Genomic DNA, 12031 nt, shown 5'->3' with positions numbered 1-12031 from the left:
ATAGGAAGATCATGGATCGCCGTAGTTTCTTAGGACTGGGCGCGGGCGCAGCGGCATTCTCCCTGCTGCCGCTGAGCGTGCGCACCGCGATGGCCGCCGCCGCGCCGACCGGCGGGCTCGAACTGATCGAACACGTGGTGATCCTGATGCAGGAGAACCGCTCGTTCGACCACTACTACGGTTCGCTGCGCGGTATCCGCGGCTTCAACGACCCTAACGCCCTCACGCTCTCGACCGGCCGCTCGGTTTTCCACCAGCCCGCCGCGGTGACCACCGACCTGAAAGTGGGCCATCCCAACGGATACGTCCTGCCCTACGCGGTCAGCGACTACCACATGGCCGGAACCCCGCACAACTGGTCGGACGGCCACGCCGCGTGGAACAAGGGCCGCAACGACGCCTGGGTGCCCCACAAGCAGACCAACACGATGTCGGGTTACCGGCGTGAGCACCTGCCGTTCTACTACGCGCTCTCCGAGGCGTTCACCATCTGCGACGCCTACCACTGCTCGGAGATGGGCCCGACCAACCCCAACCGCAACCACCTGTTCAGCGGGATGATCGGCTACGAACCCGGCTCCACCACGCGGGCGACCGGCAACGCGCCCTACGGCAACGCGAACCACACCGGCTACACCTGGACCACCTACGCCGAGCGGCTGCGGACCGCGGGCATCTCCTGGCGGGTCTACCAGGAGTGGGACAACTTCACCGACAACTCCTTGGAATACTTCAAGACCTTTGTGGACGTCGCGCTGAAGGCGCTGGCCAAGACCGGCTACAAGAAGGTGGAGGCGTTCTACGACGCGCTCCGCGCGGCGTCGAGCACGACCCAGAACACCATGCTCGCCCAGCTGGCGGAAGGTGTGGCCACGCTGACGCCCACCGAGCGCGCGCTCTACGACGGCGCGTTGCGGCGCGAACGCAGCGGCGGCCTGCTCGCGGCGTTCAAGGCCGACGTCGACCGCGGCACACTGCCCAAGGTCTCCTGGCTCGTGCCCAATACCGCTGAAAGCGAGCACTCGACCAACGGGCCCGCCAACGGGGCCGTGCTCACCAGCAAGCTGCTCGACGTCCTCGCGTCGAACCAGACGATGTGGAACAAGACCGTCTTCATCCTGAACTACGACGAGAACGACGGCTTCTTCGACCACATGCCCGCGCCCGCGCCGCCGGTGGTCGGCGACGGCTCGGACGGCAAGTCGACTGTGGCGTTCGCCGACGAGATCGCGCTGGGCGCCCCGATCGGCCTCGGCGCGCGGGTGCCGTTGCTCGTCGTCTCGCCGTGGAGTCGGGGCGGCTACGTGTGTTCCGAGGTGTTCGACCACACCTCGGTGCTCAAGTTCCTGGAGCGGATCACCGGCGTGGCCGAGCCGAACATCACCCCGTGGCGGCGCGCGGTGTGCGGTGACCTCACGTCCACTTTGGACTTGAACACCGCCGTGCCCACCTACCCGACACTGCCGGTGCCCGCGCCGTCCAGCGGACCGCGCGGCACGTTCCGCACCCCGCCGTCGACGCAGGCGTTCCCGTTGCAGGAGCCCGGCGTCCGGCCAGCCCGGCCGCTGCCCTACAACCTTGCCGTCAACTCGACGGTGACCGCGGGCTCGGTGGCCTTCGCTTTCGTCAACAACGGGACCGCGGGCGCGCACTTCTCCGTCTATGCCAACCGGTTCCGCACCGATGGACCCTGGCGGTACACGGTGGAGGCGGGCAAGTCGCTGTCCGACTCGTTCACCGCGGGCACGCCGACGGGGGCCTACGACCTGACGGCGTACGGCCCGAACGGGTTCGTCCGGCGGTTCGCGGGCAACCGGGTCACCGCGACGTCGGCGGGCAAGGCCAACCCGGAGGTCACCTTGCGGTACGCGCCCGCCGAGGGCCGGGTGTACCTGCGGATGACCAACACCGGTTCCGCGGCGTGCGTGGTCAAGGTCGTCGCGGGCAACCGGTCGGGCGGGCCGTGGACCTACCCGGTCGCGGTGAACGCTGTGGTCGAGGACTTCTTCTCGGTGGCCGGAACCGACTACTGGTACGACCTGACGGCCACCGCGGACACCACCGACGGCTTCCTGCGGAGGTTCGCGGGACACGTGGAGACGGGGACGGCGAGCAAGAGCGACCCGGTGATGGGCTCCGGCCGACTGTCCACAGTGGTCTCCTACGTCAGCAGCGAGGAGACGGCGGGGGAGAACGGCGCGGCCCGCAACGCCGTGGACGGCACCACGTCGACGATCTGGCACACGCGGTGGTCGGCGTCGCCCGCGCAGCCGCCACACGAGATCCGGCTGGACATCGGCAGCGCGCGGACCGTCACCGGACTGACCTACGTGCCCCGTCAGGATGGCGGCGCAAACGGGCGCTTCGGTGGCTACGAGGTCGAGCTCAGCACGGATGGGACGGTCTGGTCCAAGGTCACCTCAGGTTCTTTCCCGGACGACGCGACTACCAAAACTGTGCGGTTCTGGCCGACGTCGGCTCGGTATGTGCGGGTACGGGTGTTGAGTGAGGCGGGTGGGCGGGGGCCGTGGGCTTCGGCGGCTGAGCTGTTCCCTCTCGGATACTGAGCTTTCCCTTCGGATACTGACGACCGCTGTGGACGGGGTGCGCGCTTCGGTGTGCACCCCGTTCGCCTTCCGGACCCAGGGCTTTGTGGGTGGTGCACCTTCGGGTGGTTGGGCTGATCCACACCGGGCTTGGGTGGTGTGCACCTTCGGGTGGTTGGGCTTGATTCGGGGACCCCTGAGATGGCCCTGCGGGTCAAGAGCGTGGGGAAAGGGAAGCCCCGCCCCCGCGAGGGTAGGGCCATCTCCGCCCCGAATAAAGCCCAACCACCCGAAGCTGCAGTGGTGTTGATGGGCTCATCTTGGGTGGGTGGGTGGGTGAGTGGGTGCCCAAGTCATAGTGGCCTTGCGTCGAATGCCGCGTCGACCGTTTCGTACAGCGGCAGCACGGTGTCCAGGCCGGTCACCTCCAGTGGTCTGCGGATCGAGGTGTCCGCGGTCATCACCACACCCAGGCCGTTCCCCGCGCTCCGCGCGTTCGCGCGCACCAGAGCGCTCAGCCCGGACGAGCCCAGGAACGTCACCGCCGTCAGGTCCAGCACCACCCGGTCGGACTCGGCTCGCTGCGCCTGTTCGAGTGCTTCCTCGAAGCGCGGGGCGGTGCCCAGGTCGAGTTCGCCGGTCACCACGAGGACGACGCCACCGGGGTGTCGCCAGGTCTGTACGTCCACCTGTCGCGTCCTTCCTGCCGTTCGCCCCCGGGTGGGCCACGCTGACCGCGTGGGCGTCATGCGGGAGTTCCGATCGGATGGCCCAGTTCGGCGCACAGTGCGTCGAACAGGGGGGTCCACCCCGACTCGTCTCGTCCGCTGGGTGCGGTTTCGGCGGTGGGCGCTTCAGGGCTGGTCAGCAGCTCGGTCGAGGTCATCAGGGTTCACCCCTTCGTCAGGTCCGGGTGTTACTCCCGGTCTCACCTGTGGAAGTCGCGAACCCCGCGACTGTGACGCGGTTCTGCCACGCCTCTCCTGAATTAGGCCGAATGGGTTAACCCGACCGGTTCGTCGGGTCGGGCATCCTGGAGGTCCACGGTGAAGCGACCAAAGGAGTCACTCGGGTGTCTGACCTCGGCACGGTCGTCGCTGTCTGTCGGGATGGTGGGCACCGCTTCAGCAAGCCGGTCATCCCATCTATCACCCTGCTCGCCGGGCTCGGGGTCGAGGGTGACGCGCACGCGGGAGTGACGGTCCAACACCGATCGCGGGTCGCCGTCGATCCGACCCAGCCCAACCTGCGCCAAGTCCACCTCATCCACGAGGAACTGTTCGAGGAGTTGGCCCGCGACGGCTTTCGGGTCGACCCCGGGCAGCTCGGGGAGAACGTCACCACCCGTGGGATCGATCTGCTGGGCCTGCCCCGGCACACGATCCTGCGGCTCGGCGCCGACGCCGTGGTCGAGGTGACCGGGTTGCGCAACCCGTGCGCCCAGATCAACGTATTCCAGCCCGGACTGCTCAAGCAGGTCGCCTACCTGGGCGCCGACGGTCGCCTGGTGCGCAAATCGGGGATCATGGCCATCGTGCGGCACGGCGGCCGGATCGAGGCGGGCGACCCGATCCAGGTCGAGCCGCCCCCGCCGCCGCATCTGCCGCTCGAACGGGTGTAGCCCTCAGCCGCCGCTCGCGACCCACACGGCGATCTGGGTGCGGGTGGTGAATTCGAGTTTGGTCAGGATGTGCGCGACATGCGATTCGGCGGTGCGCTGGGCGATGGTGAGCCGCGCGGCGATCTCCCGGTTGGTCAGGCCCTCCGCGACCAGCCGGGCGATCTCGACCTCACGCTTGGTCAACAGGGTCGACCGGTCGGAGTCGGCCGTGGGCTCGCTCGTGTCCTCTTCCAGCGCGTAGTGCATCGCGAGGTCGCTGGGCAGTGCGCTCCCCTCGGCGAACGCCTTCTGGAACGCGGGTGCGCCGAGGCACTGCCGGTTCAGTTCCAGGTACTCGCGGTGCGGCTGGTCGAACACCGCGGACAGGCTCGGTGAACTGCCGATCGCCGACCAGATCGCGCTGGCCGCGCCCAGCAGCATCGCGGCCCGCACCGGCCTGCCCTGCCGCTGCGCGACCCAGGCGAGCAGGTCGGTGCTGAACGCCTCGCCGAGGCGGTTGCCGAACTCCCGTTCCAGCCGCAGCGCCTCCTTGGCCGCCTGGTCCGCCGCCTCCACGTCGCCATAGGTGATCTCGACCTGCGACAGGCCCCACAGCGCCCAGGCCCGCCAGAAACTCTCGCCGATCGCCGTGCTGCGGTCGATGGCCTCCTGGAGCATCGTCCGACCCGCGGCCGGGTCGCCTGCGAGGCCGAGCGTGTACCCGTAGATGAACAGCGTGAACAGCTCACCGCGCAGTTCGCCGTGTTCGCGGAAGGTGGGCAGCACCCGCGCGAACGCCTCGGCGGCCTTGGTCAGGTCGCCGCTGAACAGCGCCGCCATGCCCCAGGCGTGGGCCAGGTACGCCTCCTGGACCGGGTCGCCGGTGGCCGCCACGAGTTCGCCCGCCTGTGTCAGCCGGTCGATCCCGGTCGGGATGTCGCCCTGCAGGAGCGCGAACCAGCCGGACATCCGAAGCGCCGCAACGCGTTGCGGTGCGTCAGGGGCCGCCGCGGCCAGTGCGCGGTCGAGCCACAGGCGGGCCTCGGTGTGGAAGCCGCGGATGCCCCAGTAGTCGTCGACGCGGGTGGCCATTCGCAGGCCCACCACCGCGTCGGCGGGGTCGTTGACGCAGAAGTCGAGCGCCACGCGCAGGTTCGCGTGATCCTGGCGCAGCCGGTCCACCCAGGCCACCTGCCGCGGGCCGTGCCACTCGGCCTCGAACCTCGCGGTCAGCCCGGCGTACCAGTCGCGGTGCAGCCGCGACACCCGTGCCCGGTCGCCCGCGCGGTCGAGGCAGTCCTGGGCGTACTCCCGCAGCGTTTCCAACATCCGGAAGCGGGCGACCCCGCCGTGCTCGTCGCGGACCAGCACCGACTTGTCCAGCAGCCCGTCGACCAGGTCGAGCACCTGGGTCCGCTCGACCCCCGGACCGCCGCACACGTGCTCGGCCGCTTCGAGGTCGAAGGTCCCGGAGAAAACCGAGGCGCGCTCCCATACCAGTTGCTCGGGGCGGGAGCAGAGCGAGTAGCTCCAGTCGATCATGGCGCGCAACGTCTGCTGGCGGCGAGGGGCCGTGCGCGTGCCCACGGTGAGCAGGGAAAGTCGCTTCGAGAGCCGCTCGACCATCTGGCGCACCGACATCGACCGGCACCGCACGGCGGCCAGCTCGATGGCCAGCGGCAGGCCCTCGAGGCGCTCGCATAATCGCGCGAGGTCGGCGCAGTTCTCGTCGGTGACCGCGAACGATGGCAGCACCGCGGTCGCCCGGTCGACGAACAGCCGCGCGGCGTCGTATTTCGCCAGTTCGTCGGGGGAGCGCACATCCTCGCCGCGCGGCACCGAGAGCGGCGGCACCATCAGCAGGTGTTCGCCCTCGACGCTGAGCGACTGCCTGCTGGTCGCCAGGATCACCAGCTTCGGGCAGGACACGATCAGCTTGTCGACGAGATCGGCGCAGGCGCCCACCAGGTGTTCGCAGTTGTCCAGCACCAGCAGCGTGGACCGGGTGCGCAGATGCTCGATGAGGGTGTCGGCCGCCGCCCGCGCCGACTGGTCGCGCAGGCCGAGCCGGTCGGCGACCAGGTTGGCCAGCAGGGCGGGATCGCGCAGCTCGGCCAGCTCGACGAAGGTGACCCCGTCGCGGAACTGTTTCTGGGCGCCCGCGGCGATCCGGCCCGCCAGCCGGGTCTTGCCCACGCCGCCCGGACCGGTGAGCGTGACCAGCCGGACCGTGCCCAGCAGCCGCCGTGCCTCGGCGATCTCGTGCCGCCTGCCGAAATAGCTGGTGAGGTCGACGGGTCTGCCCGCCGGCACGCCCTCAACCACCATCGCTGCGCTCAATATTCCACCGTGGCCCGTCGACTCGATGAGAGTCACGCAGTGTAACCCAGGTCACAAGCGGTCTGGCTGGGTCACTGCGCGGCGACTCGGCTGAGCAGGAGCGCGCGCTCGCGTTCGTTGCGGGTGAGCCCGGCGGCGCGTTCGAATTCGGCGCGGGCCTCGTCGGTGCGGCCGAGTTTGGCCAGCAGGTCGCCGCGGGTGCTGGGCAGCAGGTGGTAGTCCTTCAGGGTGGGCTCGTCCCGCAGCTCGTCGAGCAGCTCGAGCCCGACGGCCGGGCCGAAGGCCATGCCGATCGCGACGGCGTGGTTGAGCTCCACGATGGGTGACGGCGCGACCAAGGCCAACGCTTCGTAGAGGCCGGCGATCCGCAGCCAGTTGGTGTCCTCGGGGGTGCGGGCGTTGGCGTGGCAGGCGGCGATCGACGCCTGCAGCGTGTACGGGCGGCCCAGGCCGCCGAGGGTTTCGGCGGTCTTCAGCGCGGCGAGGCCGCGCCGGATCAGCAGCTGGTCCCAGCGGGCGCGGTCCTGCGCCAGCAGCAGCACGGGCTCGCCGTCGGAGCCGACCCGGGACTTCGCGCGCGACGCCTGGATCTCCAGCAGTGCCACCAACCCGTGCACCTCGGCCTCGCGCGGCATGAGACCGGCGAGGACCCTGGCCAGGCGCAGCGCGTCCGCGCAGAGCGCGGGCCGCATCAGGTCCTGGCCCGCGGTGGCGGAGTACCCCTCGTTGAAGATCAGGTAGATCACGCCGAGCACGGCCGCCAGGCGGGCGTCGCGTTCGTCCTCGGGCGGGACTTCGAACGGGACACCCGCCTTGGCGAGGGTCTTCTTGGCCCGCACGATCCGCTGGGCGATGGTCGACTCGGCGACCAGGAACGCCCGGGCGATCTCGTCGGTGGTGAGCCCGCCGAGCATCCGCAGCGTCAACGCGACCTGGGCCTCGGTGCTCAGCACCGGGTGGCAGGCGGTGAAGACCAGGCGCAGCAGGTCATCGTTGATATCGCCGACACCCGTGCTCGCGTCGGGCGTGTGGTCGTTATCGGTGTCGCGGCCGATCTGTTCGAGCTTGCGCTGGTAGTTCTGGTCGCGCCTGCTCAGGTCGACCGCGCGGTTCTTCGCCGTGGTCATCAGCCACGCGCCGGGATTGCGCGGGATTCCCGTGTCCGGCCACTTCTCCAGGGCGGTGACCAAGGCGTCCTGGGCGAGTTCCTCGGCCAGCCCGATGTCGCGCACCTGCCGTGCCAGCCCGGCGATCAGGCGGGCGGATTCGATCCGCCACACCGCTTCCACTGCCCGCCGCGCGTCGGTAGCCGTCACTCCGGGATCAAATCAGCTACCGATGCGCGCGAGCAAGGCAGGTCAGCCGTTCCCGATGACCGCCCGCAGCTCCTGCTCGTGCGCCTTGACCTCGGGCGACGCGTTCTCGAAGTCCTCGACGGTGAACACCTGGCGGATCTCGATCTCCGACTCGCCGCCGTCGGTGTTCGGCACCCGCTTGACCCACTCGACGGCTTCCTCCAGCGACTTGACCTCCAGCAGCCAGAACCCGCCGATCAGCTCCTTGGTCTCGGCGAACGGGCCGTCCACCACGGTGCGCTTGTCCCCGGAGAACTGGACCCGGGCGCCCTTCGCGCTCGGGTGCAGCCCCTCACCGGCGAGCAGCACACCCGCCTTGACCAGCTCCTCGTTGAACGCCATCATCTCGCGCAGCATCTCGTCGCTGGGCTGCACGCCTGCTTCGGATTCCGCGGTCGCCTTCACGAGCACCATGAAACGCATTGTGTTCTCCCGGTTCGGGTCCTTCGGCCGGGTCCATCCTGGCCTGTACTGAAGCGACGATCGAGCCGACCCTCGGATCGACACGCGCTCCAAAGTTTTTCCAGACCTTCCGACCGGGAGGTCGACCCAGGTCAGCTGACCGGCTCGGTGACGATCTCGTACGGCGGCGTCGCGGTGGGCTCGTCGAACTTGCTGTCGACGTAAAGCACCTGCCCGCGCAATGCCTTCGCGGTGGTGAGCACCCGGGTCGGGTCGGTCGCCTGCTGGCGCACCAGGGTCGCGGACCGGCCGTCGGCGGACAGGCGCAGGGTCGCGAGCATCCGGGAGAAGTTCCGCACCACGGTCAGGGTCTCGCCCTGGCGGAGCAGGCCGTCGGCGTTGACGAGGTCGGCGCCGGTCGCGATCGCGCTCACCGCGCCGGTGGCCGCGTCGAACCGCCACAGCTTGCCCGTGTTGCCCTGGGCCACCACAAACGCGCCGCGGTCTGCGGTGAGCACGATGCCGCCGAGGTTGAATCCCGGCTGCCGCTCGACCACACCGGACGCGTCGGCCCAGCGGGTCGCAGTCCAGCCGGTGCCGTCGTCCGCGACGCGGTAGATCTGGGGGTCATTGGAGTTGGTGAAGTACGCGGCGCCGTCCGGGCCGATCGCGACGTCGTTGAGGAACACGTCCGCGCCCGGCGCGCGCAGGGCGGCCAGCAGGACGCCGTCGGGGGAGTACACCCACAGGTCCGGCCTGCCGGTGCCGATGCCGTTCGGGCCGCCGGCGACGTACACCCGGCCCAAGGCGTCGACGGTGATCCCGCGGGCGGTGAAGCGGCCGTCGGTGCCGTCGCCGGTCAGCCACTCGGCGGCCTGCGCGGACCCGGACGAGCCGCGGTGGATCTCGCCGCCGGTGACCTCGCTGACGTAGAACAGCCCGCGCCGCTCGTCGGCGCCGATGCCCTCGAATTTGGAGCCGCCCGCGTCGCCCGGCAGCTGGTAGCGGTCCGGCCGGGCGTCGGCGTCGGCGACGCCTGCTCCGGTCAGCAGGAGCAGGGTGGTGGCGATCAGGACCGGACGCTTCATCGTCAGTTCTCCTCGACTCGGGGAAGGTGTGCCTCCAGCCTGCTGTGCCCGCGGGCGTCCGGCGTCGGGCAGCGGGCCACTCCCGGATAGCCGATCGGATGATGCCGACAGCCGCCGCAGTCCTTACGCTGGCCGGATCATGGCTGCTCAGAGCGCGACGCACGGGATACACGGCATCCTCGCCCCCGCGGCCAGGCTCGACCGCTGGCTGCAGGTGGTGCTGGTCGTCCTGGTGGCGACCGGCGCGGTGCGCTACGTCGACCGGCACGGCCTGGGCGTCACCGGTGTGCTCGTCCTGCTCGGCGCCGCGGTGCTGGCTCTCGCGTACGCCACCCGCACGCTGTTGCCCGGCCGCTCGTGGTGGCCGACGGCCTGGGTTGCCGGGATGGTGGCGATTTGGACCGCGCTCACCCTGGTCGCGCCGTCGTTCGCCTGGTGCGCGGTGCCGGTCGCGTTCGCCGTGCTGCGGGTGCTGCCGTTCGGATGGGCGGCCGCCACGACGGTGCTGATGACCCTGGTCGTCGCCGGGGCGTGGTGGCGGGTCGTCGAGGCGCCGGACCCGACCCTGGTCGCCGGGCCGGTCGGGATCGCGTTGGTCACCGTGATCGCCTACCGGACTTTGGAGCGCGAGTCGCGGGCCCGGCAGCGGCTGCTCGACGACCTCACCGAGGCGCAGGCCGAACTCGCTGAGGAGCAGCGCCGCTCCGGCGCGCTCGCCGAGCGGACCCGGCTCTCGCGGGACATCCACGACTCCGTCGGACAGGGGTTGTCCAGCATCAACCTGCTGCTGCAGGCCGCCGAGCAGTCCTGGACCAGGGAACCCGCGACGGCGCGCGACCATGTCCGCACCGCGGCCGCGACCGCGCGCGACGGTCTCGACGAGGTCCGCCGCGTCGTGCGGGACTTGGCCCCGGCCGAGCTGACCGGGGACAGCTCCGGGACCGCGCTTCCCGCCGCGCTGCGCCGGGCCGCCGCCCAGGCCGCGCCCGGACTCGACGTCGAGGTACGGGTTCACGGCACGCCGGTGCCGCTGCGGCCCGAGGTCGCCGCCGCGCTGGTGAGCACCGCCCGGGGCGCGCTCGCCAACGTCCGCGAGCACGCGGGCGCGGCGCGGGTGGCGGTCACCCTGACCTACCACGACGACGAGGTGCTGCTCGACATCCGCGACGACGGGCGCGGCTTCCAGCCCGGGCAGCCGCCGTCCGGCCCGCTGCGTGGTCGCGGGCTGCGCGGCATCCGCGAGCGGGCCGAGCAACTCGGCGGGCGGGCGGACGTGGAGAGCGCGATGGGGGAGGGCACCACGGTGTCGGTGCGGTTCCCGCTGGAGGTGGCCAGGTGATCAGGATCGTGCTGGTGGACGACCATCCCGTCGTGCGGGCAGGCCTGCGCGCGCTCATCGACGGGCAGGACGACCTGTCCGTCGTCGGCGAGGCCGACGGGCTCGACGCGGCGCTGGGCGCGGTGGCATCGCAGCGGCCGGACGTGGTGCTGATGGACCTCAGCCTCGGTGCGGCCGCCGCCGGGGGCGCCGAGATCACCGCGCGGCTGCGGGGTCTGCCCGAGCCGCCGGAAGTGCTGGTGCTGACCACTTACGACACCGAGTCCGACATCCTGCGCGCACTCGACGCAGGCGCCCGCGGCTACCTGCTCAAGGACGCCCCGCCCCCGGAGTTGTTCGCGGGCATCCGGGCGACGGCGCGCGGGGAGACGGTGCTGGCCCCGTCCGTCGCGGCCACCCTGGTCCGCCGGACCGCCCGGCCGGGGCCGACGATCACCGAGCGCGAGGTCGAAGTCCTCGAACTGCTCTCGCGCGGCTTGGGAAACAAGGAGATGGCCCGCGAGCTGTTCGTGTCCGAGGCGACGGTGAAGTCGCACCTGTCGCACATCTACACGAAGCTCGGCGTCGACACCCGGGCGGGCGCGGTGGCGGCGGCGATCGACCGCCGGATCATCCGGGCCACGTGACCCCTCAAGGGTCGCGGCCGCGGTGATTATTTCACCGCATCCGTTGACGCTTCGTGAATCGGCCTGCGACTCTCGATAACCCTGCCGCAGCAGGGACTTCGCGACGAGAGGACGTTCGATGAACCGATTAGCCAGGCCGCGGCGCACGATCCTGACCATGGTGAGCGCGCTGCTGGCGGCGGGAATGCTGGTCGCCGGGGCGGGTCAGGCCTCGGCCGCGAACTACTACTACGAACTGCCGTACCCGGCGGGTGAGGCGTACCGGGTGACCCAGGGGCCGGAGGGCACCTACTCCCACGTCGGCCCGTACAACGAGTACGCGTGGGACTTCGGGCTTCCCGCGAACTACGAGGTCTCCGCCGCGCAGGGCGGCCAGATCCTCGTGTCGAACTGGTCGCAGTACTGGCAGAACGGCATTGAGGTGATCATCCGGCACTCCAACGGCACCTGCACCCACTACGCGCACCTGAACCGGGCCATCTACAACGCGGGCACCTGGGTTCCGCAGGGCCGGGTCATCGGCTGGTCGGGCGGCACCGGGGCCGCCACCGCGCCGCACCTGCACTTCCAGGTGATCAACTGCTACAACCGGGTCGGCATCCCGGCGTCCCTGCAGGGCTGGAGCCCGCCCACGGGGTCCTGGCCGGTCAGTGTGAACTACTACGCCTGAGTCCCGGCGTCCCCGCGCACGGTCCTGTGCCAGGCCGTGCGCGGGGCCGCGCTCTCGAACTGAGA

General features: G+C 70.6%; 11 protein-coding genes. 5 read left to right on the top strand and 6 right to left on the bottom strand.

The window, feature by feature from the left end; all coding sequences use genetic code 11:
• Positions 1–11: 11 nt before the first annotated feature.
• Entirely contained in the window at positions 12–2567 is a 2556-nt protein-coding gene (locus C8E96_RS29710; protein WP_091377524.1) for a phosphocholine-specific phospholipase C, read from the top strand.
• A 332-nt stretch (positions 2568–2899) separates the two neighbouring features.
• Here the strand turns inward: C8E96_RS29710 and C8E96_RS29705 are convergent, their stop codons facing one another.
• Positions 2900–3235: an STAS domain-containing protein gene (locus tag C8E96_RS29705; RefSeq protein WP_166658159.1), complete on the bottom strand. Its 336-nt coding sequence runs from the start codon at positions 3233–3235 to the stop codon at positions 2900–2902.
• A 56-nt stretch (positions 3236–3291) separates the two neighbouring features.
• Positions 3292–3432, bottom strand: coding sequence for a hypothetical protein (locus C8E96_RS33590; protein WP_166658158.1), 141 nt, complete (start codon positions 3430–3432; stop codon positions 3292–3294).
• 186 nt (positions 3433–3618) lie between these two features.
• Here C8E96_RS33590 and C8E96_RS29700 point away from each other — a divergent pair, with 186 nt between their 5' ends.
• Positions 3619–4167: an MOSC domain-containing protein gene (locus C8E96_RS29700; RefSeq protein ID WP_091377531.1), complete on the top strand. Its 549-nt coding sequence runs from the start codon at positions 3619–3621 to the stop codon at positions 4165–4167.
• Between the two features lie 3 nt (positions 4168–4170).
• On the opposite strand, the gene C8E96_RS29695 is transcribed toward C8E96_RS29700, so the two are convergent.
• The 4 genes from C8E96_RS29695 to C8E96_RS29680 all read right to left on the bottom strand — a co-directional run bounded on the left by C8E96_RS29695 (position 4171) and on the right by C8E96_RS29680 (position 9331).
• Positions 4171–6486 carry an ATP-binding protein gene (locus tag C8E96_RS29695; protein ID WP_324187072.1) on the bottom strand — a complete coding sequence of 772 codons (2316 nt, stop codon included), beginning with the start codon at positions 6484–6486 and terminating at the stop codon, positions 4171–4173.
• 71 nt (positions 6487–6557) lie between these two features.
• Positions 6558–7802 (bottom strand): RNA polymerase sigma factor, encoded by a 1245-nt coding sequence (locus tag C8E96_RS29690; RefSeq protein WP_091377538.1) that lies wholly within the window; start codon positions 7800–7802, stop codon positions 6558–6560.
• A 42-nt stretch (positions 7803–7844) separates the two neighbouring features.
• Entirely contained in the window at positions 7845–8264 is a 420-nt protein-coding gene (locus C8E96_RS29685) for a YciI family protein (RefSeq protein ID WP_091377540.1), read from the bottom strand.
• Positions 8265–8395: 131 nt separating this feature from the next.
• Positions 8396–9331 carry an SMP-30/gluconolactonase/LRE family protein gene (locus C8E96_RS29680; RefSeq protein ID WP_091377544.1) on the bottom strand — a complete coding sequence of 312 codons (936 nt, stop codon included), beginning with the start codon at positions 9329–9331 and terminating at the stop codon, positions 8396–8398.
• A 139-nt stretch (positions 9332–9470) separates the two neighbouring features.
• Between C8E96_RS29680 and C8E96_RS29675 the strand changes: the two genes are divergently transcribed.
• The 3 genes from C8E96_RS29675 (at position 9471) to C8E96_RS29665 (ending at position 11966) form a co-directional block, all read left to right on the top strand.
• Entirely contained in the window at positions 9471–10670 is a 1200-nt protein-coding gene (locus C8E96_RS29675) for a sensor histidine kinase (RefSeq protein ID WP_166658157.1), read from the top strand.
• Positions 10667–11296 (top strand): response regulator, encoded by a 630-nt coding sequence (locus C8E96_RS29670; protein ID WP_091377546.1) that lies wholly within the window; start codon positions 10667–10669, stop codon positions 11294–11296. The genes C8E96_RS29675 and C8E96_RS29670 overlap by 4 nt, the downstream gene beginning before the upstream one ends.
• 118 nt (positions 11297–11414) lie before the next feature.
• Positions 11415–11966 carry a M23 family metallopeptidase gene (locus C8E96_RS29665; protein WP_091377549.1) on the top strand — a complete coding sequence of 184 codons (552 nt, stop codon included), beginning with the start codon at positions 11415–11417 and terminating at the stop codon, positions 11964–11966.
• The last annotated feature ends 65 nt before the right edge of the window (positions 11967–12031 follow it).

This window comes from Actinokineospora alba, from assembly GCF_004362515.1.
Taxonomy (GTDB): domain Bacteria; phylum Actinomycetota; class Actinomycetes; order Mycobacteriales; family Pseudonocardiaceae; genus Actinokineospora; species Actinokineospora alba.
Note: the sequence above shows the minus strand (reverse complement) of the source record. Positions and strands in the feature narration are given on the sequence as shown.